This is a genomic window from Draconibacterium orientale (genome assembly GCF_900111425.1).
In the GTDB taxonomy this organism is placed as follows: Bacteria; Bacteroidota; Bacteroidia; order Bacteroidales; family Prolixibacteraceae; genus Draconibacterium; species Draconibacterium orientale.
The window spans coordinates 206,696-232,249 of record NZ_FOHT01000001.1; the positions used below are offsets into that span (position 1 = coordinate 206,696).

The 25,554-nt window shown below is 39.7% G+C and carries 20 protein-coding genes; 1 reads left to right on the plus strand and 19 read right to left on the minus strand.

The window, feature by feature from the left end:
- Window position 1: 1 nt before the first annotated feature.
- Window positions 2-817, minus strand: coding sequence for an outer membrane protein assembly factor BamD (locus BMW53_RS00840; protein ID WP_217642859.1), 816 nt, complete (start codon window positions 815-817; stop codon window positions 2-4).
- Window positions 818-1,083: 266 nt separating this feature from the next.
- Between BMW53_RS00840 and BMW53_RS00845 the strand changes: the two genes are divergently transcribed.
- Complete coding sequence (locus BMW53_RS00845) at window positions 1,084-2,346, plus strand: aminotransferase class I/II-fold pyridoxal phosphate-dependent enzyme (RefSeq protein ID WP_038561331.1); 1,263 nt, start codon at window positions 1,084-1,086, stop codon at window positions 2,344-2,346.
- A gap of 132 nt (window positions 2,347-2,478) precedes the next feature.
- On the opposite strand, the gene BMW53_RS00850 is transcribed toward BMW53_RS00845, so the two are convergent.
- The 18 genes from BMW53_RS00850 to BMW53_RS00930 form a co-directional block, all read right to left on the minus strand.
- A complete protein-coding gene (locus BMW53_RS00850) occupies window positions 2,479-3,177 on the minus strand; it encodes a 3-keto-disaccharide hydrolase (RefSeq protein WP_038561328.1) in 699 nt (232 codons plus the stop codon).
- Between the two features lie 18 nt (window positions 3,178-3,195).
- Entirely contained in the window at window positions 3,196-4,461 is a 1,266-nt protein-coding gene (locus BMW53_RS00855; RefSeq protein ID WP_074780076.1) for a glucuronyl esterase domain-containing protein, read from the minus strand.
- 130 nt (window positions 4,462-4,591) lie between these two features.
- Window positions 4,592-5,734 carry an ATP-binding protein gene (locus BMW53_RS00860; RefSeq protein ID WP_139177984.1) on the minus strand — a complete coding sequence of 381 codons (1,143 nt, stop codon included), beginning with the start codon at window positions 5,732-5,734 and terminating at the stop codon, window positions 4,592-4,594.
- A gap of 181 nt (window positions 5,735-5,915) precedes the next feature.
- Entirely contained in the window at window positions 5,916-8,054 is a 2,139-nt protein-coding gene (locus BMW53_RS00865) for an eCIS core domain-containing protein (protein WP_051567967.1), read from the minus strand.
- A gap of 4 nt (window positions 8,055-8,058) precedes the next feature.
- Window positions 8,059-9,549: a contractile injection system tape measure protein gene (locus BMW53_RS00870; RefSeq protein WP_038561324.1), complete on the minus strand. Its 1,491-nt coding sequence runs from the start codon at window positions 9,547-9,549 to the stop codon at window positions 8,059-8,061.
- A gap of 241 nt (window positions 9,550-9,790) precedes the next feature.
- Complete coding sequence (locus BMW53_RS00875) at window positions 9,791-12,406, minus strand: hypothetical protein (protein ID WP_038561321.1); 2,616 nt, start codon at window positions 12,404-12,406, stop codon at window positions 9,791-9,793.
- Between the two features lie 10 nt (window positions 12,407-12,416).
- Window positions 12,417-15,179, minus strand: coding sequence for a contractile injection system baseplate wedge protein (locus tag BMW53_RS00880; RefSeq protein WP_038561318.1), 2,763 nt, complete (start codon window positions 15,177-15,179; stop codon window positions 12,417-12,419).
- Complete coding sequence (locus BMW53_RS00885) at window positions 15,167-18,271, minus strand: baseplate J/gp47 family protein (protein WP_038561315.1); 3,105 nt, start codon at window positions 18,269-18,271, stop codon at window positions 15,167-15,169. Before BMW53_RS00885 ends, BMW53_RS00880 begins: the two co-directional genes overlap by 13 nt.
- An 11-nt stretch (window positions 18,272-18,282) precedes the next feature.
- Window positions 18,283-18,693, minus strand: a complete 411-nt coding sequence (locus tag BMW53_RS00890) for a gp25 family contractile injection system sheath assembly initiator (protein WP_038561313.1) — start codon at window positions 18,691-18,693, stop codon at window positions 18,283-18,285.
- Window position 18,694: 1 nt separating this feature from the next.
- Entirely contained in the window at window positions 18,695-18,988 is a 294-nt protein-coding gene (locus BMW53_RS00895; protein ID WP_038561310.1) for a PAAR domain-containing contractile injection system baseplate protein, read from the minus strand.
- 1 nt (window position 18,989) lies between these two features.
- Window positions 18,990-20,735: a type VI secretion system tip protein VgrG gene (gene vgrG, locus BMW53_RS00900; RefSeq protein ID WP_038561307.1), complete on the minus strand. Its 1,746-nt coding sequence runs from the start codon at window positions 20,733-20,735 to the stop codon at window positions 18,990-18,992.
- A complete protein-coding gene (locus tag BMW53_RS00905; protein ID WP_217642860.1) occupies window positions 20,728-21,432 on the minus strand; it encodes a CIS tube protein in 705 nt (234 codons plus the stop codon). Before BMW53_RS00905 ends, vgrG begins: the two co-directional genes overlap by 8 nt.
- 22 nt (window positions 21,433-21,454) lie before the next feature.
- Window positions 21,455-21,616, minus strand: a complete 162-nt coding sequence (locus BMW53_RS20865; RefSeq protein ID WP_168136436.1) for a DUF5908 family protein — start codon at window positions 21,614-21,616, stop codon at window positions 21,455-21,457.
- Between the two features lie 4 nt (window positions 21,617-21,620).
- The gene (locus BMW53_RS00910; RefSeq protein ID WP_038561300.1) at window positions 21,621-22,052 is read right to left on the minus strand and encodes a phage tail protein; all 432 of its coding nucleotides are present in this window, start codon (window positions 22,050-22,052) and stop codon (window positions 21,621-21,623) included.
- Between the two features lie 2 nt (window positions 22,053-22,054).
- Complete coding sequence (locus tag BMW53_RS00915) at window positions 22,055-22,489, minus strand: phage tail protein (RefSeq protein WP_038561297.1); 435 nt, start codon at window positions 22,487-22,489, stop codon at window positions 22,055-22,057.
- Between the two features lie 25 nt (window positions 22,490-22,514).
- The gene (locus BMW53_RS00920; protein WP_038561294.1) at window positions 22,515-23,939 is read right to left on the minus strand and encodes a phage tail sheath family protein; all 1,425 of its coding nucleotides are present in this window, start codon (window positions 23,937-23,939) and stop codon (window positions 22,515-22,517) included.
- A gap of 18 nt (window positions 23,940-23,957) precedes the next feature.
- Window positions 23,958-24,773 (minus strand): hypothetical protein, encoded by an 816-nt coding sequence (locus BMW53_RS00925; RefSeq protein ID WP_139177985.1) that lies wholly within the window; start codon window positions 24,771-24,773, stop codon window positions 23,958-23,960.
- Between the two features lie 56 nt (window positions 24,774-24,829).
- Window positions 24,830-25,426, minus strand: coding sequence for a contractile injection system cap protein (locus BMW53_RS00930; RefSeq protein ID WP_038561290.1), 597 nt, complete (start codon window positions 25,424-25,426; stop codon window positions 24,830-24,832).
- Between the last annotated feature and the right edge of the window lie 128 nt (window positions 25,427-25,554).

Here is a 25,554-nt window from a genome sequence, read left to right on the forward strand (position 1 = left end):
TCTAATTAATGTTTAAATCATTTTCTTCTTTATAATTCAATATCTCAGAGGCTGTTTCGTAAAACTTATCTACCTCTTTTTTGTGTTCACTGTCGGGATATTCATCGATAAATGAAAAATATTCGTCGAGCGCATTTGTATATCGTTCGTTTTGTTTTTCAACAATACTTTTTTCAGCCAGCAAATACTTCGATTTTAACAACATAAATTTCAGTTCTTCGCGATATTTACTTTCAGGGTATTTATCAAGACTATTACCTAAAGCAATTACCGCCGCTTTGTATTGCTCAAAATCGTAGTACAATTTAGCACTTAAAAACGATTTGTATACCAACTTATCAACCAATTCGTCAATTAAGCGGTTAGCTTCGTCAACACGGTCGCTATACGGATACAAGTTAATGTATAATTGTAAGGCATCAATAGCCTGTTGAGTTACCTGCTGATCGAGCCTTGGTTTTGGCGACAATAAATAAGAGCAGTAGCCAATCATAAATTGTGCCTCTTCCACATATTCACTCGTTGGAAACTCTTTTACCAACGACTTAAAATAATGACCCGCCATTAAATAGTCTTTCTGACCGATCATACTTTTAGCATAGTAATAATAAATTTTGTCGGCTCGCGAGGTTCCGCGGTAAATGTTCACCAATTCTCTAAACAAAGTTGCTGAACGAACATATTCGCCGTCTTCGTAATACTCAACAGCTTTTTTGTATTTAAACTCGTAATCGGTACTTTTTACAATCTTGTTATAGTCTCCGCACGAAGCTGTGATCAATAAAATTACTAGTAGTCCGATCCCCAAAAATCTCATTTTCATAAACATGGCGCAAAAATATACTTTTTTTAATTAATTGAAACGAATTAATCGTCAAAATTTAAGGAATTTACAGCTTTTCCCAAATATGTTATTTCACTCATTAACAATTGCATAGCTATAATACCTCTAATTACAGTGTGTGAAAATAGGACTAATTGCTAACGTTAAGTTGATGTGTTAGTATTATTTAACACATTTGCTGAGATTTTAAAAAAGATTACATTTGCATCCTTATAATTTAAACTTAAAAACAAATCATCGTGGATATATTTGATAAATTCAGAAATAATAAAGGTGATATTGGCAAGTGGATGGACCAAATTCACGGTTATTTTGCGTTTCCAAAACTGGAAGGCGAAATTGCAGCCAGAATGAATTTCCGTGGTAAAGAAGTATTGACATGGAGTTTGAACAACTACCTGGGATTGGCCAACCACCCAGAGGTTAGAAAAGCTGATGCTGAAGCTGCAGCACAGTATGGTATGGCTTATCCGATGGGAGCTAGAATGATGTCGGGACAAACAGTTAAACACGAACAACTGGAGCGTGAGTTAGCTGCTTTTGTTAGCAAACCTGATGCATTTTTATTGAACTACGGTTATCAGGGAATGGTTTCTGCAATCGACGCGCTTGCCAGCCGTAACGATGTTATTGTTTACGATTCGGAATCGCACGCTTGTATTATGGACGGGGTTTTCCTTCATAAAGCAAAAGGTGGAAAAAGTTTTGTGTACCAACACAACGATATGGAGAAATGCCGCAAGATGTTAGGTTTCGCAACAAAACGCGCTGCCGAAACCGGAGGTGGTATTTTATTAATTACTGAAGGGGTTTTCGGTATGACCGGTCAGGTTGGTAAACTTGATGAGATAGTTGCACTGAAAAAAGAATTCGATTTCCGTTTGTTTGTTGACGATGCACACGGTTTTGGAACAATGGGACCAACAGGTGCCGGTTCGGGTGAGCATTTTGGCGTTCAGGATGGAATTGACATTTACTTCGGAACATTTGCAAAAGCAATGGCCGGGATTGGTGGTTTTGTTGCTTGCGAAACGGATATCTGCTACATTTTACGTTACAATATGCGTTCGCAAACTTTTGCGAAATCGTTACCAATGCCGATGACAATTGGTGCATTGAAACGTTTGGACATGATTCGTACCATGCCTGAGTTACGCGAAAAACTGTGGACAATTGTTAATGCGTTGCAAGGCGGCTTAAAAGAAGCCGGTTTCGACCTTGGAAAAACCAATACGCAAGTTACTCCGGTTTACATGAAAGGTGGCGAAGCTGAAGCAACACAAATGGTTTACGATCTTCGCGAAAATTATGGAATTTTCTGCTCGATGGTGGTTTACCCGGTAATTCCTAAAGGAGAAATTCTTTTACGCCTGATACCAACGGCAATGCATTCTTTAGAGGATGTAGAACTTACGCTGAAAGCATTTAAAGAAGCACGTGAGAAATTACTTTCGGGAGCTTACAAAAGTGAACATCTGGCAAAAGTTGAAGTGGATAAATAATTATCAATCACTACGATATTGAAAAGGGAACTGCAAAGTTCCCTTTTTTTATGAGCGTGTATCTGTCCTTATTTTAATTCTGTTAGTGATTCCCGGAAATCATGATTTGCTTTTTACGCCTTTCAAAGTAGCTTAATCAATCGGTGTGGTTTTGAGAATAGGAGCTAAATCAATCTTTTTGAATTCAACCTCTGCTCCTTCCGCCTGAACGGCAATTTGTCCTTTGGTGACAGTACAATTATAACCGTAATTTACAAGATCGTCGTTTACCCAAACTTTTATGGTGTCAGCCACACACTCAATTAGCATGTTGTTCCATTCGCCCAAAGGTTTTTCCGAATCGTCTGTCAGATTCATTATCCGACGTTTTTTACCTTCAGTAATCCCCCACTCTTCCTTCGGTCCGCGTCTTACAACCATATCCGGCACTTCAATATCTTCAACAATACACCAAAAATCGCCGGCATCGCCATGCTGCATTTGTACCTCCAACGATTTAGGAAACATATCATATAACGCCCGTGGTGTTGAAGCATGAACCAAAACACCACAGTTCCCCGGCTCACCGGCAAAGCGATATTCCACCTCCAGTCGGTAGTTCTGATAAACCGAATCCGTAATTAAATGGCCCCTCGGATCGCCCATACTTACCAGCAAAGAATCGCGAACTACAAACGATTTCTCAATATTGGAGTTATTATCAGCATCAGGCACGTCGGCATGCCAACCCGATAAATCTGTTCCGTTAAACAAGTGTATTGTTTCAGGTGCCTTTTCCTTGTTGCAGGCAATAAATACTGCCAGGATAAATAATAGACCAAGTTTTTTCACAGTAGTAAATTTAGTTGATTAATGAATGAATTTCTGCGCCCATTTTATGTACTGCTCCCAGTCGAATTCAGTTACATCATGTTCTCCTGTCCGAATATGATAAGCAACTGTGTTTTGAATGGGCTGATTAACTCCCGGCATTTCTGTTTGCTCTATTCCCTTTTTTCCGTAAAGTTCAAACACCGGGGTGGCGTATAAGGCTCCGAGAAATTCGCCTTTTGGATCCGACCACCGATCCTCTTCGGCACTTGCAATATAAACAGGACGCGGCGCAATTAAAGCAATCAGTTCATGCTGATCAACCGGTAAGGCCTCCTCGTTTTTACTGTAGTTTCTGAAATTTTTACAAAACCAGTGCGGAAAGGAATTATTAATCCGCCACACTGTTTCGCCAAACCGGCGTTTCGATAGCGCAGCACCGCCACATCCTGGTTCATTAGAAATTACCCCGGCAAAACGCTCATCGCTTGCACCAGCCCACAAAGCTGTTTTTCCCAGGCGCGAATGGCCAAAAACCACTACTTTCGATTCATCGATAGCATTATCGCGCTCAAAATAGTCCATTGCACGACTTAAGCCCCACGACCAGGCTGCGATCGATCCCCATTCGTTGGCAGCAGGTTGTTGCTGATCGTCGATATAAAATAACGGGTGAATACCATCCGAAAAATCATCTTTATCGGGATCTACTTCTCCGTAATAAATAGTTGCCAGTCCAAAACCTGCGTCAATTATCTTGTCAACACACCAACGGTTGGTTCTAACACCTCTCGACTGCTCCGTTAACTGGTTGTTTATTATTCCAAACGACGGATTATTTCTTGCCCACGAACCCGAGATTATAACCTCGACGTCTTCAGTTATTGTGTGATTTCCATAGAAATTATACCCGACAAACAAGGGAGCTTTTTCAACACTTTTAGGTAGATAGATTAAAACGGTAAAATCTAATGTTTTACCGTGGTTCTTAAAAACAAGATCAACTTGTTTTCGTATTGCTTTTCCATTCAAAGCATTTTCGCTTTGTTCCAATATTTGCACCGAAGAAATTGCCAACTCGCCGGGAACCTCACCATACACATTTTCGGTAAAAAAATTGAGTAGTTCCGGACACCGATTTTTTTCCCACTTTTTTGAATTGCGAATCTTTTTACCGTTAAACATTTTTAATGGATCCGGCAATTTAAATTCGGGAACTTTACTTTCATCGTAATTAGCATCAAACTGCGCCGAAGCGGTTGATACAAAGGCAAAAAAAAGCAGGCACAAAATAAGTCTATTCATAAGTTGAAATATGGATTTAATCAATATTTTCTAAAATTGGGAAATTGTGCATGTTATGCCAAAGGATTCGTTAAAATTTTATTCTTTAAAAAACCAACTAAATACCAAACCGAATATGTACTGAAAAGAACTACTTCTGAAATATCTTTCCTTCTTTCTTGTACTCTTTTCGTATTCCGGCCATCAACGCGTTTTTATCAAGTTGTGCTTTTTTGTCTTTAATGGTTAGCAAACCGGCATAATGAATTGTATTAACGATGTTGGCGCCGGTTAATTCGTAGTTTTTAGCCAGCTCTTCCAGCCCAATCTTTTTACTCACTTTGTTGCTATTGGGCATGTAAACCTTCCACAATTTCAAGCGTTCGGCAACTCCAGGAGGATCAAATTCTACAAATGCATTAAACCGGCGGGTAAAAGCACTGTCGATATTTCCTTTCATATTCGATGCCAGTATAACCAAACCCTGATGAGCTTCAATGCGCTGCAAAAGGTACGAAACTTCCTGGTTAGCGTATTTATCGTGTGCATCGCGAACGTTTGTGCGTTTACCAAAGAGCGAATCGGCCTCATCAAAAAACAAAATCCAATTTTTGTGGGCTGCCTTGTTAAACAATCCCGACAGATTTTTCTCTGTTTCGCCAATATATTTCGAAATCACCATCGATAAATCAACGCGGTAAACATCGCGACCGGTATATTTTCCAAGTAAACAGGCGGTTAATGTTTTTCCGGTTCCCGACGGGCCATGAAATAACACGCGATAACCTGGTTTTATTTTTTCGCGCATACCCCACTCGCTCATTAACTGCTCGTTGAAATTTAACCAGGTTTCAAGCTCTTTTACCTCATCTAAAGTTTTGTCTTTTAATACAAGGTCGGTCCATTCCAAATTAGTTGATATCCGCTGTGCCGGGAAATCGCTACTAAGTTTGGGCTTCGACACTTTACCTGAAGTAAAAAGATCCACATATTCGTCGTCCATAATTAAGCGACCACTCATTTTGGGTTCTCCGGCAGGAACGGGCTCAACATACAGTATACTTTTTTGTGCAAACAAATGGTCTTCCTCAAACATTTTGGCCAATTCAATTCGCTTTTCAATATCGTACCCAGCCAAAATGTAAAGCACCGTTTCTCCTGTTGGTAAAAGTCCGCGATGATTTTTACCCTTTACGCCACCAAACTCAGGAAAATCGCCGCCATTAGGAAGATACTCGGCAATTATATTACTGAAGAATTCGGGAGATAAATGTGGTACAAGAGCAATTAACATCGTTACAATTTCAGGTGTAGATAGTTTATGGGCCTTAATGAATTGAGAGAGTTCGAAGTTATTGCTATCCGAATTTATTTCAATTGGGTCTAAAATTTTATTCTTTAATTCAATGTCTAATCGATACCGAATAAAATTCACTAAATCTGTTTCTATCTGGCTAAATCTCACTTTTCTTCTTTTATCTTGATGGAAGTCGAATGCTTGTCACTCTGTAAAAATAATACCTGAGCAATACCCACGGCATCGTCACTACTGCAGTACTTCCTCCGTGTGGATTTCTCAAGGTAATTTCATCGTCGGTTACCGACATTACTGCATATACATGCGGTCCAACAATATTGTGCGAGTTGGCATATGTCTGTAATATTCCTGTTAATCCGTTAAAAAAGCTTTCGCTATTTGAAGTAACTGTTACCGGTTTTTGGGCTCTAAACGCCTGATCGATTCTTGTTTTTAAATTGGCATTAGTGATACTACTCAGGGCAATATTTTCAGCCTGCTCACCTGTTACAGCACCAAGCCCCACTGCTGCCCAATCCGCTTCAATGGCATCATAACTTCCGCGCAGCTTGGCATAAGCCTTCTCAAATAACCTTACCCAAAGTTCAGTTCCATGTGCATTTGCATCACCTCCGCGTGCATAGGTAAAGCCACCGGTTCCACCACTCCCCTGCGGAAAAGTTGCCGTTACATTAACAACCTGTTGCCTAAAATTATCCTCATCTCTCACATATAAAATGACGTTATACGAACCGTCCGACTGTCTTGTTATTCTATTTCTCAGCGATGCAGGGTTACTTCTGGCAACAGCAGAAAGTGATGCAAGGAAATAGCAATCGCCGAGAGCACCTTGTCGAATATCATCAGGAGAATACGCATCGGTATCATCACGATCGCCTCCTGTGGTTGCAATCGGCCCGGTTTGTGTTGCTCCATAACCCGCTGTTGAATCGTTTGCCTGAATGGCAGGATCTGTCCCGCTTAACATGGAGTTAAAGCGCTGCAATTCTGCCCCCGACAAGTCATCGCGAACAACTCCCACAAAAGTTGTATTCGTTCGCAATTCTGCAAGCTGTGTAGGCGACATGGTAAGCATGGTATTATAGATCAAACTTTCATTTGTACCTGTTCCAACAGTAGCAGTCCACAATGAGTTTATATAAGCGGGATAAGAAGACTCGATTCCGTACCTAAAAAGCAATTGAGTTTTTGCATATTCATGTCCCGACATTTCATTTGTTAAAGTTCGCTGCACCCATGTTGACCGTTTCAATAAAGCCCGGTTTGAAGAACTTCTAATTGCATCGTACACCAATTCCTCATTTGTTCCGGCTCCATCGGTGGCTTCCCATATGGTTAAAATTCCCGGTGGAAAATTGGTTTCCGGACCATATTTTAACAACAACCTAGCCTTAAACAAATCGTAACCGGATAATTCAGAACTTAAAATCCCCTGAATTCGGCCTCTTAACTGATTTCTCTCGCTACAGCTTCTTATTGCGCTAAAAATACCCTCTTCATCGGTTCCCCAGCCACTTGCAGCATCAACAACCTGTTGATAAGCCTCGTCTGCTGTCGATCGCTGTACCAATGTTTGTGTAGAGCTGGCTCCTTGTTGTAAAGTATGTGTTAACTCGTGAGCGAGCAATTTTTTCCCACTGTCAGAAGCAGGTTGAAACTGCCCGGAATTGAAATAAATGTCGTTGCCAGACGTAAAGGCCCGGGCACCCAAATCTTTATTCATTTGAATTGCACGACTGCCAGTATGTATTTTAACACCACTAAAATCAGCCCCGAATCCACTTTCCATTTCCGCCTGTATTTTTGTAGTTAACGGACTTCCCGCGCCTCTGCTCTTAGCAATTAACTGTTCTGTCATATTTTGCCTACTAACGCCACTATTTTCCTGTTTTAGCTGCAGTGCTTCTTCCTTTTCTTCATCTTCAGATTCTTGCTGAATTTCCAACTTAGGCTGCAACTCTTCCTCTTCAGATTCTCGTTGTATGTTCTGCGTCTCCATTTTAGCTTGAGCTTCTTCCTCTTCTTCCTCTTGTTTCTGCACCAATGGAGTTATCGATTCTGAAAGTAAATTTGTTTGAGTTATTGAATTTTCAGCAGGACTAAAAAATGGTTTTGAACTGTTGCTTTCGCTTACAACCTGATCGGCAACCTGATCTGCTTCTTGTTCGTATTTATCGTTGGGTTGACCAACATTCAATTTAGCCTGCCTGGAGAAAAAGCCTGACTCGTTATTTTTTGAAAAGAACGACTGACTGCTTTTCCCTGAACTTCCGGGTCTCTTTACTTTTATTTTCATAAGCTTACCATTCTACAAATAACAATTCTTCTTTCCATGGCAATTTTAGCAGCGAGATATTCCACTGCAATTTGTCCAATAGTATATCCTGAGTTTTGCGCTCAATCAGGAGCTTAAACCCATTTTCCGTTTTTATGAGTTTCCCATTTCGATTAAGAAACATTTGGCGCAAACCACCGGCACCAGTATTCTTTAAGGCCGGCCAGTATTTTATAACCTGGCGCAACAAATCTTCTGCTTCTTCTTTCACTTCGTTATTCAGCAAACTTTTTTGGGGTATTGGAGTTGAAAGTGGCAGCCCACACAAAAATTTTTCAAATACCATATTGGCTTCAAAAAAGTGGATTTCGCCAGTGGCTAAAAAGTAAAAAGCCTGAACAGCTTTTACTTTTGCATCTTTCTTAATCTTGCCACTTTTGCTGGTCCAGTTAAATTGTTTCAGAAAAGTTGGTAAAAAAGGACCCAAAATTACGAGCCCCGCATTACGAACAAAAATTTCAGTTTTGTCCTTATCAAAAAATTGGAACTCTTTTTTATCGGAAAGATTTAAAATGGTTGGTTCAATTTTTCTGCTCAAATTAACCGACTCTTTGGATCCCTTTTCTTTTTCAACAAATTCTCTTATTTCATCTTCTGTAGGAAGAAACTCACTAATAGGTTCTTCCTCAAAATGTCGATTGATTTCATTAATTAAAATCTTTAAATGGGTTACAATTCCCTCTAAATTGGCGTCTGTAATCTTATGCTCTTTTATTTGAAAAAGTAGCATCTTTCTTAAAAACTCATAACCTCTCGTAGCATTTACTGAAAGCAGTATAAGCGCCATCAAAAAGTTTTTTCTAAAACCGGTGTCACACGAATTGACAAAATGCAACAACTTTTTCTCGTTTTTGATTTTCAACACTCCCGAAACACCAATAAATTTCAGGATAAGTTCCTCCGAAACCTGCAGAGTAAATCGTTCTGTTGCAGTATCATTTTTCCGAAACAAACGTTTAAGTTCTGCTACAAATTTTTGATCGGCAATACTTTTATTCCATTTTGAGGCAGAAGTTATTTCGTCAATATATTCTGGTTTCCCAAACCATGGCAGGTAGCCTTTTTCTATAAAAAACAAAAAGGTATTTTGTATGTTGTCTTTCGTTTTTACAATTTGTGATTCGCTACCAGGTTGCCCAGTTCCGTTTTGCTCTGCATGAGTTTTCGAAGCCGTTTTTGTTGCCTGAATTAACTGAGCTCTTAGTTTCTCGCTTAGCTTAAATTTCATGGTCTCATCATCTTCCCAGTCCTGCAAAGAGAAGTTAATATCAAGCCGGTCTAAACGAATAATATTTTCTTCGGTATCGTATTCATTTAATAGTTCTTGAATTACCGGAAATAATTTGTTTTGCGCATAATCACCAATATAATTTTTAATCTGTTGCGCCTGTTGCTCTCCCGATTCATTGATATCAAGAATAACTTTTTCGATGATATGTTTTTTTTCAGAATACATTCTATTTTAAATGCTTATCTCTTGCATTTTATTTCCAAATACCCTAAATTTGATAACATAGGATTCAGAGATGAATTACTGGGTTGGTTGACATAGCGATGATAGTGCAAAGCGTTAGCGGCTTTATTTTTGTCTGTTAAGTTTAGTACAATTTTCAAAGTGTTTTTTGCCCATCGGGATATCATTCGACGTATACATTTAAACGACTGATATCCTTTTTTATTTATATACGTTCTCATCATTAAAGGTCTATTGCATTTTCTCCCGTAGGTGTACCAAAATAAATATCAGCAAAACCACTATAACGTTCAATTAGCTCATCAAAATTATTGGTATACAATTCATTTGTTAGGTATATTGAAAGTTTGGTTACGCCGGTTTCGCTATGCAGGTATTTTCTAAGCTGTACAAACAAAACCAAATCATCGTGCGTGTTCTTTTTATTGGCTTTGTAAAAATCCAACATGGTTGAATTTACCCAATCGCCGGTAACCCAATCGCCATCTAATTTAAACTGCAAATCAGTTTCTGTTCGCTGCTGAAAGTCTGCTTTTAGTGTTCTCAGCTGTCGTTTTATTTCTCCTGGAAGCTCGCTTGCACTGCTTATCATTCGGGTAAGTTTTAACCGAACAATTTCCGGGTGGGTTTTTATGCGTTCTTTCAGCACATTCCATTTTGCCCACTTATCGTTAAATTTTCCATAATCGTCATCTTTATTCACCGGAGCAATTTTGCCCTGCAATGCCTCGTAAAACGTTGGGTTATATTTTTTCAAATCGCGACACCGCATAGCATCCGCTCTAAAAACGAGGTTATTTCGGAACATTCCTTTGTTACTGTAAGTGTAAATCGGATTCGAATAATTTAATGTGACATCGCGTAACCGAATCACAAACGAATCCTCTTTGGCGCGGGTAATTACAAACCGTTTCTGACTCTCGTTAAAATCAAAAACCACACCCTTATCAAATCGCGTATTCAAAGCCTCCGTTATGGCGTGTATTCGCCGTAAAAATATTTGCTGTAGAGGAATACGAATTGTTGTAGTTCCATTTATCAAATTTTGTCTGTTAATTCGGTATTCTACCACCTGTAACACATATTCTTTTGGCATAACTTTGTTTCGGCTTTGCGTGCCTTTGGTACTGCGTGCCAGGTTATTCAGGTATTTCAACGAACTAATCCATGGATATGTACATTCCATTAACGAGCAACAATCGTTTTGTGCCGTTTCCTCAATTATGCGGTAAGGCAGAAATAAATCGGACACAACCTTGTTTTGCTGTGCTACCAACAAAAATGTTCCGCCTTTTACAACGCCTCCACGATGCACGGCCTGAGAGTGCTTTTTTAGAAACTGGGCAAACGGATTTTCAGTATCATCAAGCGGAATTATCCGGCACTTAAAATCAAGTCCATTTGTCCTTAGCAAATTGTCGATCTCATTTTCGCAGGCTTCTGCGTCGAGCCCCAAATGGCCTTCAATTCGATAAAAATTAAATTCATCGGTACTAAATTGTAACGGGCTTTGAACTTCCGGAACATTAGCAAGTACATCGGTTGAATAACTGAGATTATAATTTTGTTTGAGATTCGTTGTTTTCTCAAAACTCCAGGTTTCTAAAAATCCTGCATCTAAATTGTAATAAAATGGAATTGCCTTGCAGCCTAATTCTCCATTCAACTGCGATGGTGTGATACGAATTTCCTGAACACTCTCATTTAAAGTAACATTGTAGTTATTCAGCAAGTGTTGCGCCCTCAAAATTAAGCTCTTAATTTTACTTCGATTAAACTGCTCTGTAGCTGACAAAGGTGATTTATAAACCCGGTGACGAAAAGTTTTATACGGTTCAGTTTCCTGAAGCCGCCCCAGTAACAGGTGTTTTGGAAAAGAATCAATTGCAGGCGAGCACTCAACATTAATGTGTAACAACAATTTTTTGATTTCGTTGTACGTATCAATTAAATCGGCCAATAAATCGTAACGGTACTGAAAATCGACCATTGAATTGATCGCACTTAGATTGAGTTTTAGCAACTCGTCGATTTTTGTTGAAACCGAAGGAAGTCCAAATAAATCCAAAATAGCCTCATAACCATCTTTTAAATTGGTAATAACTGTTTGCGAAAATGCAGCTAAAAAACTTTGACGAAAAGCAGCCAGACTGTCAACATTTAGCAAACTAATTCGCGGTAATTTTATCTCCGGCAGTTGCGTATATAATTCGGGCACATTATGCCAGGTAAAAACTGAATCGTTTTTTATAATCTGCTCGGCACCTTTTTCAGTCACCAGCAAAACCCTTAAATTCTGAACCTGTTTAATTCCCTGATTATCGCAGTCGATACTGGTGCACAAGTTTCCACCGTCTTCATACGATTCGATGTAAAGCAAAGCAATTTTGTCATCCAGTTTCAGGTTATTAAGTTTTGTCCGGTTATCGCCACTTTCCGGGAAGATTTCCCACATATCAATTACTTCCGAATCTTCTCTGAAAGGCTCATATTCTGCAACTTCATCCGTGAACTTTTTATAGTGTGTATAGGTAACCGAGCCATCAATTATTTGCGATGCCTTTTTCAACTGTAACAAATCGCCATCAGTGGTTAGGCCAACACCCTGACCAATCTCAACAGTATTGTCGTTATCCGAATTCAACGGTCCATTTTCTGCCGGCTGGCTCATTTTTACCGGAAACCCACAAACAATTCCAACGCCATGCAGAAACACTTTTGACAGTCTGTTCTGGTCATCCAAATAGTTCACAAATTCATTCAACTGCTCGGCTGTTAATACCTGGTTTTCTATAAAAGTGTGGTAGCCGTTTGTTATTTTCGCTAATTTCGATTCCATCGCTTTTCAATTAAAGGTTTCCAATATTTGTGCGACCCAAAACAATTTTGCCTCCCAGCAAATCTTCATCATCGTCGCAATCAATAAGTCTTCCTGTCGGATATATCGTGTTCAATTCTGTAAGTATCGCAATCAAATTTTTCAATTTTGTTTCGTCCTGTTCCTGTCCCGAATTTGTTTTTGCCAGTAAAAATTCATGATAAGCCTTTTCAAACTGTATCATTTCATTTTCCTCATCCGGCACAAGTTTATCACGCTCGCCAATCCAGCAAATGCGGGCAAGTACGTGGGCAGGTAATTCTTTCCGTATCAGTTCTTCCATAAATTTTCTAAAATCCATATTCCGGAAACGATGTGTCCAGCCGGGTAAAACAACGGTAACCCGGTACGAATACGGATCAACAGGTTCGCAACTGGTACACTGTTTTGTACAAACAGGCATAAATTGATCCTGCATTCCGGCGTCGCTTGTTACGTCGGGGCGAAGCAAAATATGCTCAACAATGAACATCCCCTCCTCAATAAAATCAACCGTGAAAAATTCTATCATTTCCAGAATTGCAGTTTTCAATTCGCCTGGAGTTTCGTAATACAAAAACTGACGGGCAATAATACGGTCGGTACTTTTCGGGTCGGCATTTGTATTTATTACATCAAACGAATATTTACCACTTGGCGACACCTGAATTTCAAAATTGCCAACTTCCTTTTCGTCGGCAACCCCTTCGGCAAATATGGCTTCCACTGTTTCGGGCCGGGTTTCAACAATTTTAACAATGGTTTGGTACAGTTCGTCTTCGGCAAAAGCACGTGTGTTATATTCTTCGGTTGACGAAAGAAAGTAAACACCATCGTTGTTTTTCACGTGCCAGCGAAATACTTCTTTATTATCGGAATTGGTGAGTTTGTAGGTTTCGATAAAGGAAGGGGAAAGATTGCGGCGTTTAAAATTACGAATGCCACTTAATCGGGCAATTCGTTTTTGCGCTCCTGCCACATTTTCGGTATCCCAAATTTCTTCGGGTGTTCTGTTAAAATAATTGAAAGCACTTGCACGCCAGTTGCTTATTCCTTTGTTTTTAATGCTTCCATCAGTGTTTTTAATTTCGCCATATTCCGATAAGAATAGTTGCTTAGCATCTATTATTGCCTGGTCAGCGTAGGTTCCGTAAATCTCTTTCATTAAAAATGAATACTTGCTGAATTTTTCGGCAAAACGCGAAATCAGATGATCCAACAATTCATTTTTACGCAAAATATTATCGTCGAGGTCTTCCAATAGATTTTTGGTGAGTGTCTCATCATCTGCCAATGGGTAATTATTCACCAGGTCAGACATCCCGTCTAAATCTTTAACAGCCTGTGTAAAGTATGTAGCAGCTAGTTTATCGTCTACTGATAGCAGATCTTTAACCTTTTCAAGGTGTGCAAAATAAGTGGCAAAAATCTGGTCGAAAAACAAAAGGTAGCCTTTTAATTGTTTGGCTTGTGCCTTACGTTCTTCAGTGGCTCGCGCCGGCAAACCAACTGCTCCAATTCCATAAGTTTCCGGAAAATCATTCTGTATAGTGGTTGTTTCACCAACATTGGCAAAACTTCCTTTTGGCCCGCGAAGTTCCATGCCCACATTGGCAAGCTCTTGTTTTTCCTGTTCTTCGGCGTATAATTGCTGACTATACTCCTTTACTTTTTTGCTGTTTACATTTAATGGAAGTACATCCTTGTAGTAGCTAAATGCACTGCTGTCGCAACGTTTGGGTTTCAGTCCGGGCTGAACACAAATCAACCATGCATCATTTTTATTTTCCTCATCAAGGCAGTCATTTATCGATATATCTTTAATGACTTTTACTCCCTCAATTTTCATAATCAGCTGCATCAAATCCGATAAGCGAACTTCTGTTCGCAGTCGAGCATCTGCCAATTCTTTTGGATCGATAAAACCATTGGTAAGTGTTGGTCCTTCAAAAATCTGGTCGCTTGAATAACCTTTGTCCAACATTTGCTGAAGCGAATAAAACCACAAATTGGGAGAAAAATAACGATCGATGGCCCGCAATACTTTGGCATGCACCAACTCTTCGTCGGTTTCCGGCTCTACTTCAATGCTGGCACATACTTCAATAGGGTGCGTTTCCACTTCCGAAACTTCTATCAAATCTTCGCACAGATTTCTGTTTTTGTGATAACGCGAGAATATTAAATCCTTTAAGCGGGTTATCTCTGCATCTTTATCAGCTTTGTGCGGAAATTTAGTATCGTCCAGTTCATCAAAATCCACAACTAGTTTATACAAACCATTTAACTGAAAACTTCGTCGCAGTTCAACTTCTACGGTATTAAAAGCATCGGAATCATACGAAAGCTGATCGTTTTTACAATCTACATAAACTGTTTTTTCGTATTTCTGAAGCCAACAATTTTTAACACCTTCAATATCTATAAATAGTTTCCGGTAATCATCTTCGGTTACCGGTTTCGATGGTAAAATCTGCAATGCGTTAAAAAACTGATCTTCGTTTGATTTTGTACTGTCAGCCGGTGCCAAAATATCTTCTATAGGCAATGAAATACGTGCTCCAAGATCGGTAATGGCATAACACAACATTTCCAGAATTGTAATTCCCGGGTCGTGCGAGTTGTAATCAGTCCAGATATTATTTGCCAGTTTCTCGATATACTCCTGTCCTTTTTCCTTCAGAAACTGATAATCCAGATCGTTGCCCGAATTTACCTCTTTCGGTATGGTGATATGTTTGTTTACTTCTGACATGTTTCTGCCGGTTCAATGGTTGTTGCTAAACAATTTTTTACTGCATCTTTTACACTGTGTTGCTTCGATGAAACCAAAATCGCTTCAGGGCTCGATGGAGTTGCAATTTTCACTTCCGATACTGCTCCTGAAGCTGCAGTCTTCTGAAACAGCCGTACGTCAGTAATAAAATCAACATAATCAAGCTGTTCGGTATAGTTTATAATTACACTTTTATGCAGTGTTTGCCCGAAACGAATGGGTGCAGTGCGATCGAAAGCCCAGGGAGAAAGAAAACGGGTAAGATCGTCATTCAATACACTTTTGTAATAAACGCTGTCGTATCCTTTATGAAATTTCACTTTTAAATCAATTCGCACCTCCTCATACTCAGGATTAATGACCAGTGTTTGTACCAGTTTTGAATTATGCCTTTTAAGAAATTGCTGAATTTTCGATAAGGTAGCTTTGCTTACCCGCGGCTGATAAATATCGAAAACGTTTTTGTTGACGATATCGGGAATTACTACTACAACAACACTTCCGGGAGCCAGATATTTGGTTTGCCGTTTATTACCTACAACCTTTGTACAGGTGTGCGACAAACATTTTGCTTTATGAATTTCCGGAAAATTCTGCAGTACTAAATGCTCATAATCCCAAATACTTACTGCACGATTCTTGTGTCTCAATCGCTCGCTTATTCTCCGGTAATAATCCTCATCGCTTTCTTGCGGTTTCCCACCAAATGAATTATAAGGTTGAGTAAGTCCTTTTACTTTTGGAATACGATTCACCATTTTTGAAATGGTTTCAGCCGGCAAACTATTGCTTAAATGTTTTAGGTCGTTATCGTTATTATTGAATTTTGCCAAAACAGCCTGCGCATGAATTCCAATAACTTTTGAAACAGCATTGTAGTTTTTGTGAATCCGGGCGCGCAGCCAAATTAAACCTGCCGGCAATAAAGCATTATCGGTGTTTGCTTCTTTAGGTAAATTGAATTTCAAAATTCCTGATTTCAACAGATTCCCGGTATTATTGGAAATAATGGCTGATGAATCCAGCGACTGCCAATTATCAGAACAAAGCACGTCCCACTCAACGTGTTGTTTTCCAACAAACGATTTCACCTCCGGATTTTCACTACCTTCCAAAACCTGAATTAAAAGGGAGACGATTTGTTGCGGTGCTGCATTTTCGAGGCCAATATACAACTCCCCTCCTTTACAATACTCCGGTACCACAAAAATATCTGCATCCTCCGCGTTGGATGGCACTACCTCACTTTGCCCAAACGGATGTTCGTGAAAAAGTTGAAACTCATTTGTAAACTTTTTGTCTCCGGGTTTAAAAGTTGCCAATGCTGAATAGTCCAAACTTATTTGCTCAATAAATGGAGTATAAGGTTCGTTGGGTATTGATGCATTTTCATCAGTTATTGACAAGGCGTAAAGTCGCGGAAACATGTCGTGCAAAAAGGATTGATTAAGCGACAAACGTATTGATTTGCTTGTCGTTTTTCGGTCTGCGTTTGGCACCGAGAATTCAGTATAAGAACTATCTCCGTTTCTATGAAACAATTGAATATTCTGTGGTTCATCCAAAGGTTTCCAATCATTCGCATCATTAATTTCAACTTCTGCAGTAAAGTAACTATCACTTTTAACAATCAGGTTCGATTTCTTTTTTGACAAATAATATTTTGCCATCTTTTGATGCGACAAACCATTAAGAAATGAATGCTGATAGGCTTCGTACCAATCTTTAAGACTATCCGGGGCATTTTTCCATTCTACATTAACTTTTAAATTGTCCCAATTCTTTTTGAATAATTCGGGGTAAGTGATGTGAAATTTGGATTTCTCCACAGGCTGGTTGCCAAAAGGATAGAATGGTTTTTCAGGATTAAGTGCTCCCACGTCGTTTTGCAAAGCAGGTTTTTTAATACCACAAACGGTAACTTTCAAGTTTACTTTTGTAAGACTTTGAGCTACAAAATTACGGTATAACTGATGCCCCCTTTTATTTCCGGTTTTTATGAGAATGCGACAAACTGCTTGTGAAGTTTTAAAACTTTCGCCGTGAGTTTTGGCGCTGTAGCCCATCACCATTTTTTCTTCATTCGGAATTTGAAATGCAATATTTAAATCCTTTCTGTTACTTTCTGATCCTGATACAAATTCAGTGGTATTTATAATTTCAAATGGTCCCAACCAATCTTTTTCTCCTGTGCAAAAAATGGATAAGTTGTCTTGTAAATCTTTAGCAGAAATGTTTTGCGCCAATGCTTTGGCAAAACTCAAACGCAACTGAACTGTTCGTTTCCCTTCTTGTAATTCCAAAATTTCTCCGGCCACTGCAAATCCAACTTTAGCATCAGCCAGTTCGGGGTATTCGCGTGTGTCGGGATTATTTTTTTGCTCGTAATAACCAAAAGGCCACCAACTAACTTCCTTGTCCGGAAAATCCTCCCCCTTACCATCAAACGAATCAGCCACTGCTGCGGCTTTCAGCTTCGAATTATCGTGGTCGTTATAAACGCTTTTCAAGCTGGCAACTTTTGTTTTATTGGCGATTAACTCATCAGTTACTTCGTAAAGTAGCTTTTTATTATTCGCATCTTTCCCGCCATCAAGAAGTGTTTCTTTTTCAATTTTTTCAGCAACAGCATTTTTTGCCAGTTCAAAAACGACATGTACTTTATCCGCTGTTGGTTTTTGCTTTTCAATCTGCAGTATTTGCCCGAAGTAAAAATCAAGATGCCGTTTAGTAAGCTTGTTAAAACGTTGTTTTGAGTGTTCGAGCAATTTTAGAAAAGTAACGAATAATGCCAGATGCGGAGTAACGGCACCGTCTTTTTCAAGTTCCGAAATAAAATCCTCAATCTCTGGTTTTGTTTTAAAAAAATCCTGCCAGTTACCCTTTGGTGTTGCAGCATCCTGTGTATCGAAATAATTAACATGAGAAGCAAAATTATACGCAAACTCCATCCACTGCTCCAAGCCAAAATCATTCAGATGAAGTGATTCCGGTTTTAGTGATTCGAGAAACCGTTCCTGCTGTTCAGTCCCTTCTCGCGCTAATAATATATTTTTGCCACAATTTGCCATGTTTCAACATTTTAGAGTTCGGTGCCTTCGCCTTTGTAGAAAGGGAATACCATATTTTTTCTTGAGTTTGTTGCCCGGATGATGTATTCAATATTAATCAGCAGTTCACCATTCAATTCGTTTGTTTGATCAATGCTTATTTTTCGTGCATCAATTCGTGGTTCGTGGTACAGAATTGCTGTTTTTATTAAATCGACCACGTATGTTTTTACGGTAATATTTAATGGTTTAAATAACAGTTCGTCGAGATTACAACCATAGTCGGGCACCATTATTCGTTCTCCCAAACGGGTAGACAATAAAATCTCGAGACTGCTTTTTATGTCCGCCTCATCCTGAAGCATTTTTACCCCCCTTGTTTCTTTTTGAAATTCGGGAGGAAAGCTCCATCCTGTTCCTAAAAATGAATTGTATGTTGCCATTTTAACCTCCAATATTTACCGTTGGACATCCAATTACAATTGTTCCTCCATGCGATGTTAAATCTCCCATTCGGGCAGCCGGCTTGCCTCCAATCATTACGGTTGTTGATCCTACGGCTATTGAGTCAGGCGGTCCGGAACACGTTGCCTTATCGCCAACCACCGCTGCCGGCATTCCGCCAATTAACACAGTAGTTTCTCCCGGGCCAATTATTGGTCCACCAATATGTGGCAATGCGTTTGGATTTAGCATCGGACATGTATGCATATCATTTAATCTTGCAGCTGCTGGCATATCAATTAATATTTACAAGTGATCCTTTAATATTTGTAATGCCCTGCGCAGAAACTTCTGCACCTGTAGTTCCTTCAGCTTTAAAATCGGCGTTTGCCGATATCTCCACGTTGGTTCCTTCAATTCTCACATCGCCGGAAGCACTTAGGTTTATATCTCTCTGGCTCTCCATTGTTATTCCATCGCTATTAAGCGTTATACTATTCGAGCTTTCGTCCTCCAACTTTATAACATCGGCATCTTCGTCAATCTTTATAATTTTTCCGTTTGGCGTTTCGAGGGTCACCGAATTCATTTCATCATTAAATATGAACTTTATCCCGCTTCGAGTAACAAAACCTTTTTCATGGTTCTCATCCGAGGCATTAATTGGTGCAGGTTTTGCACTGCTATTAAGCATTCCGAGAATAATAGGATCGTTTGGATTTCCGTTTAAAAAACCAACAATTACTTCGTCGGCAATTTCAGGGCGGAAAAAAGATCCCCGATCCTCGCCGGCATCCAGCGTTGCAACTCTCGCCCAAACGCCCTGCTCCTGGTTATTTACCAGTGGCATTCGCACCAAAACACGGTGTTCGCCTTTAGGGTCATCTTCAAGTTGCGTTACCTTGGCAATTTGAAGCCCGTTTACCGCTGCCAATAAACCCGAAGCCGGTAATGGATTTATATCTACAGTTTCAGAAAACCACTTTGGATTTATGCCGAACTGTGCGTCGCAAGTCCAGTTTCCATCGGCAATTTCGTGTCGAACCGCCGATACATAAACCTTTCCGTTAAAACGATTCCCAACTCCTGATAAGGTTATGGTAGTATTGGGTTTCACATCGTGAACCCCTTGAAACTTTACTTTCCCACGTATTTTTGAAAGCTGGTTAAATAAACTTTTGGCATTTGCCCAATCTTGTAAACCGGCATCCGATATTTCGCTACCGTCTCTTAATTCCAATTTTTCAGCACCAATTACCGATGCTAATTCAGCAGGCGAAATATTTCCACTGGTATTTATTTCAGGAGTATTTGCATCAATTTCAAATAAATCCTGATTGGCCGCATCCCATCCATACGATGTTATTGTATCGAATTGATTGCGGGCATCAATCTCCGCATCGAAATCAAAAATTGTAGCACCATAAACCAGGTTTAGTTTTTCGGTCTGATTAAAATCCGGACTTAAAACCGACAGTTTCCCATCGTCAGCAACACAAACTTTTCCGTTTGCCTGGGCACGTGTTACACAAAAATCCCAGTCGCTAACATCATACTGCACCATTTCCGGATACTCCACATTTGTTTCTTCAATTTCATTTTCTATTCCGTATGCGTCAATTATTTGCTCAACAATTTCACTGTCTTTACTTTCGTAGAAATACTTACTTTTTCTTCCTACCGAAAGTTTTACAGCCAGGTCTCTGCATTCAATTATCAATACTGCCCCACCCGAACGAATTTTTAAATTGTGACGTATTACGATTCCTTTAAAAATAGTTTCGTTTTGTGCGTGATAACCGGCTTTAATTTCAACCTCTTTCCCGGGAACAAAAAAATCCTGGTTACTCAGTTCGAAATCCTGCGATGCAGGATCACCATCAACCAATACAATTTTTGCCCACGGAATACGGTTAATCTCTTTCTCAACAGTGATACTCAACAGCTGGTAAACCGATGACAATTCTTCTCCGTCAACCAAAACATTGTAGCTAACCAAATCGACTGAGCGGGCTGTAGGTATGACTCTTTTTTCAGGCATTGACAGTTACTTGTTTTATGGGTGGAAAAAATATTTTCTGTCCGGTTTTTAATTTACGGAAGTTCGTTATGTTGTTTGCTTTAGCCACTTCGAGGTAGTATTTCGAATCGCCATAAATCCGGTGAGTCATCAAGGGCAGCGTGTCGCCCTCGTTAACAATTCGTACGTGCGTTAAATCGGGAGACGAATTGTTTTCTTTAGCCACACGCAGGTTGTCCTCAATTAAACCTTTGAATTTAGCAGTAGCGGTGGCACGTAACGGTGTACCATCGGCTTTAAACATTTTGTAGGTAATATCCAGCTCGGTTAAAACACCTTTAAACAAAAGTGTTCCCCACGAAATTACCAGGTAATTGGGCCTGTGTTCATCGCCATTATAATCGAAAACAACACGTTTAAAAAGTTTGATGTCATCATCAATCCCAACACCTTCATCAACATTCAGTTTATTATCAAAATCGCCCGGACCGCCGTAATTTATCAGCACTCCGCTACGATCGAATATAAACTCAAGCTGAAGATCTTCGGGTGGAGTACGGTTATATCGTGGCGCCGAAGAACTGGTACCCGCTCCCTGACGAGTGTTTTGTTCAACCTTGTATTTTAAGTTATACTTTTCAGGATTGAGCAAAGTACGGAATTCGCCATTCGCAACTTCCGTTCTGAACATCTCGTCGGAATAAGCTTTTATTTGCAATTTTATTAACTCACCCGCCATATTAGCGTTCCTCCTTTCTCGATAAAATTTCCATTACCTGCTCCACACAGGCTTCAATAATTTCATCGCGACTGCCGGTTGCTTCGGTATTTTGTTCCGTCGGCTGCGTTCCGTTTTCTCCAACCGCAATTTTTATATGCAATTCTTTAATTTCAATAGGCATAAGACTACATTACGTTAAAATAATTGTAGGAAAGTTCCAGTGTTTCAATAACCAGGTTGTTTTGCTCAGCATCAAAATCGCTGATGCTCCATTTTACCGGGTAAGCATGTACTACATTCCAACTCAGCAAGGGTTCGTGCTTTTCATTCAGCAATTTCACAATTAGGTTTGTCGGCTTGAAATCAAGATTTTCAACTGCATTTCTGAACCATTTTATTAGTTCTGAATCAACCAACAAGCCCCGTTTCAATACTAAATTCGGATACTTTGTACGAACCGGAACTTTGTGTTTAAACCGATTTTCTCCCCCTTCGGCAATCTGTTCGGTTTCCACATCAACCGTAAGGCCGGAAACCGATTGAAACTGGAATTCGCCAGGATAACCCACAAATTCAACTTTAAAATGAAAACCGAGTGGTGGATAATAATCAGCCATTTTTATTCATTTTGAATGGATAAACCTTCGTGTGCCAACTCCATGGTTTCAATGGCTACTTCGTTTCCGTCGGCTTTTAAATCGGTCGACTGAATTTTAGTAGGCCATGCATTTTTAATTTTCCAGACTACCACCGGCGAATGCTCTTCGTTCAGCAGACTAATGGTAATGTTTCGGCGTTCGATGGTATTTAATTTTACCGTATTCCACCAATCGAAATATTCGTTGTCGGTAGCAAAGGTTCCGCGCTTAAGCGTAATATTGCTGTACTTTTGCATTCCGGGCATTTTGGTTTTAACATATTCAGGGCTTGCGCCGTGACGATATTCTACCACCTCGGTTTCAACATCTAACCCCGAAACTTCGGTGAATCCTATTTTGGTTCCACCCCAATCTACCTGAAAATGAAACTTTACAATTGGATATTCTGTTGCCATGATTTCTTCTTTTAAATTTTAACAATTATGATTCCTGCATTTTGTGAGAGAACTTGAGAATAATAAACTCAGCGGGCCTGACAGCTGCCATACCAATTTCCACATTCAATTTACCTTCCAGAATATCCTGGGCGGTCATTGTTTGGCCAAGTCCTACACGTACAAAAAATGCTTCTTCGGGTTTAGCGCCGGCAAGCGCACCGGCCCGCCACTGCAGCACCAAAAAGTTTTCGATCATTGCACGAACTTTAACCCAGGTATTTGAATCGTTGGGCTCGAATACAAACTGTGCGGTAGCTTTTTTCACCGATTCTTCAACCATGTTAAAAAAGCGGCGAACAGGAATATATTTCCACTCGTTATCGTTTCCGGCCAATGTGCGGGCTCCCCACACCAAAGTACCTCGTCCGGCAAATGCACGAATCACATTTATCGATTTTCCTGAAGTATCAATATTTAATCCGTCCTGCTCCTGGTTGCTTACCTTTTTATTAGGGCCAATAATATTTGTAACTCCAACATTTGCCGGTGCTTTCCATACACCACGTGTACGGTCAACGCGGGCATAAATACCGGCCATTGCACCCGAAGGAGGCAGCGTTACCGTTAGTTTTGCCAATTCCGTTTTAATTTGGTTGTACAAGCCTGTATTTTCAACAACACTTGTGTCGTTTACAAATAATCCATCTAAAGCTCCCGCTGCGGTTGGCGCAGGCGGAGTAGTTTCGTTATGTGCAATGGAAACTTCACCCTCGTTGTAGGCATAAGGCAAGCTGGTTTTTAGCCACGGATAATAAACAGCTCCGTATTTCAGGAAATCGGTTCCAAGACTTATTCCCGAACGCAAAGTACTGGCAAACGAAGCGGCTTCGTTAAACGTATCAATTATTGCAAAGCGGTCTTGCAGTTTTTCGCACTGCGTAAGCGCCTCTTCAGCTAAACCGTAAAAATTGTTTGATGCAGCAAGACTTGTTGCATCGGGAAATACAATTAATGTTGGTTCGTCTTCTTTGGCTAATTCGGCCAAGCCACCACTAGCTCCCAAATCGGTTTTACTTACAGTTGTATCGTAATCGCCAACTGAGATAATGTAGCATGGCCCTCCACCATTTGCAAAATACATTTGCATGGAGTAGTACATTTTATAGGGCGATTTTGTGGCCGGCTCCGGAACTTCAACAGTACGGGTAAGTGCTCCCGATGAATCGTAAACATCATCGATATTTACTACAATGTTTTTTTCGTTATCTGCTCCTCCAAAATATTGCTCATACTCGAGCAACGATGTTATTCTTTTGGGCGTATTCAGCAAATCATCGTCAACAATGTTTTTTGCTTTTTCAGTGTAGCCAATAAAGGCAGGAATGGCGGTCTCAACCTGAGCCACCGAAGGCGGTAGAACCGAAATCTCCTCGACGTAAACGCCTGGTGTTTTGTACGTTGTTGCCATAAGTATTAAATTTTAATGTTACATGAATATTTCTGAATATATTTTTGTGAGAGTACTGTTTGCATTTATTTGACGCGCATCGGGATTAGGTAACTCCAACTCGCCCAGCTTTATGGGAACAAAACCTTTTGTGGTAAGCGGTTGCTCTGTTTTGGTAATAAGCTGACGTGGATTTCCGTTTTCCTTTTTAACATCGTCGCTGTTATTGGTTTGCTGATCAGCATTGAAAAAATAACGCCACGTTGTTTTACGATTGGCAAAAACAATATTGAATTCGCGGTGCTCATTGCGCAACGAACCATCGGTTTTAGTGATGTGATAAGAACCGTTTTCGCCTTTCATTCCAATACGAATTATACCAATTAGGTTTTGCTGTTCTTCAGCGTTCAACAATTCCATTTCGTTGTTAAAACTTACGCTATTTAATCGGTATGAATCGTTAACTGCTGTTGTGTTATTCGCTTTTTTTATAAGCGGAAACCCGGGATCTTCGGTTGATAAACGATTATTGGAAAAGAAAAAACAATGACCGGCATTTGTCAATCCGAGCTGAGTAAAGTGATTGAATGTGCTATTTGTTGTTTTCAGCAGAAAAGAGAGGGACAGAGAGTCGCTTAACGGGACAAAAGAATTGTTATTGTCGCTCTCTGCTATTTGCAACCAGACCATGAATCCACGATCGGTATTTTTACAAATCAATTTATGACCATTCAGTTTTTGTTTGGTCAGTGCTGAAGGAACGATAGAAAAGAGTTCGGAAAGAGGATAACCGGCCAATTGTTTTTCTTTTTCAACATCAGTCATGCTGAAATAATCGTCATTGCCTTTATTCAAAAAATATTTATGAAGAATATTTACAGCAAATAAAGGCTTATATTTTGTTTTAAAGCTCATGAGTTTATATCCGTAAGAGTTCCGTTTACTTCAGTTATTAATTCGGTGCTTGCTTGTTTTTTGTGGCGGTCAACCTGCAGTAGTTGTACTTTATAAATTACCGATGGCAATTGCCTGCCACCATGTGTTCCCCAAATGTGATTCCACACCTCGAAACCCGGTGTGTACAGTTCAACAATAAATTTGAAATCATCCAGTTCCTGCATGGATACATTTGAGCGGTTGTAAACCGTGTTTTGTGCAGTAAACACCTTTTTCCCCTGGAAGTACTCCACAGTTTTAGAAATACTAATTAAGGAGTTGCTATATAAATCGCAGTTGGCGCTAACCATAAAAAAGAGGTTAACATTAACTGCCGGATTATAACTTTCGGCTTTGTTGTTAACCACTTTATTTGCAGGTATATTTTTTAAGGTCGATTCTTCCTCGATATTCAATAAGGAAATAACAACTTTATTTTCGAGGTTATCGGCTTTATCATTTCCTGAATCAAGTAATGCAAGGTTTTCAAGAACCACAATTTTACCCAATCCGACATCGTCCAGATAACGTTCCAGTTGTTCTTTAAGAATTTGAAGAGCTTCGTAAATCATATTTACCTTTTTAGTTTTCTTACTATCAAAACATAGTAAGTCGCGTCCTTATAAAAGGATATCCTAATACTAAAAGGGCAATGGTTATTATCTTCTGTACTTATTGAAACTTTTAGGAGCCTCAATCA

What these genes read in the sequence shown, in the direction of transcription:
- BMW53_RS00920 (WP_038561294.1), bottom strand. Translation starts at nt 23,939, where the DNA reads ATGGCAACAACGTACAAAACACCAGGCGTTTACGTCGAGGAGATTTCG.
- BMW53_RS00915 (WP_038561297.1), bottom strand. Translation starts at nt 22,489, where the DNA reads ATGGCAACAGAATATCCAATTGTAAAGTTTCATTTTCAGGTAGATTGG.
- BMW53_RS00860 (WP_139177984.1), bottom strand. Translation starts at nt 5,734, where the DNA reads ATGTTAATTGCTCTTGTACCACATTTATCTCCCGAATTCTTCAGTAAT.
- BMW53_RS00930 (WP_038561290.1), bottom strand. Translation starts at nt 25,426, where the DNA reads ATGATTTACGAAGCTCTTCAAATTCTTAAAGAACAACTGGAACGTTAT.
- BMW53_RS00890 (WP_038561313.1), bottom strand. Translation starts at nt 18,693, where the DNA reads ATGGCAACATACAATTCATTTTTAGGAACAGGATGGAGCTTTCCTCCC.
- BMW53_RS00885 (WP_038561315.1), bottom strand. Translation starts at nt 18,271, where the DNA reads ATGGCAAATTGTGGCAAAAATATATTATTAGCGCGAGAAGGGACTGAA.
- BMW53_RS00910 (WP_038561300.1), bottom strand. Translation starts at nt 22,052, where the DNA reads ATGGCTGATTATTATCCACCACTCGGTTTTCATTTTAAAGTTGAATTT.
- BMW53_RS00880 (WP_038561318.1), bottom strand. Translation starts at nt 15,179, where the DNA reads ATGTCAGAAGTAAACAAACATATCACCATACCGAAAGAGGTAAATTCG.
- BMW53_RS00895 (WP_038561310.1), bottom strand. Translation starts at nt 18,988, where the DNA reads ATGCCAGCAGCTGCAAGATTAAATGATATGCATACATGTCCGATGCTA.
- BMW53_RS00840 (WP_217642859.1), bottom strand. Translation starts at nt 817, where the DNA reads ATGAGATTTTTGGGGATCGGACTACTAGTAATTTTATTGATCACAGCT.
- vgrG (WP_038561307.1), bottom strand. Translation starts at nt 20,735, where the DNA reads ATGCCTGAAAAAAGAGTCATACCTACAGCCCGCTCAGTCGATTTGGTT.
- BMW53_RS20865 (WP_168136436.1), bottom strand. Translation starts at nt 21,616, where the DNA reads ATGCCTATTGAAATTAAAGAATTGCATATAAAAATTGCGGTTGGAGAA.
- BMW53_RS00855 (WP_074780076.1), bottom strand. Translation starts at nt 4,461, where the DNA reads ATGAATAGACTTATTTTGTGCCTGCTTTTTTTTGCCTTTGTATCAACC.
- BMW53_RS00870 (WP_038561324.1), bottom strand. Translation starts at nt 9,549, where the DNA reads ATGTATTCTGAAAAAAAACATATCATCGAAAAAGTTATTCTTGATATC.
- BMW53_RS00875 (WP_038561321.1), bottom strand. Translation starts at nt 12,406, where the DNA reads ATGGAATCGAAATTAGCGAAAATAACAAACGGCTACCACACTTTTATA.
- BMW53_RS00865 (WP_051567967.1), bottom strand. Translation starts at nt 8,054, where the DNA reads ATGAAAATAAAAGTAAAGAGACCCGGAAGTTCAGGGAAAAGCAGTCAG.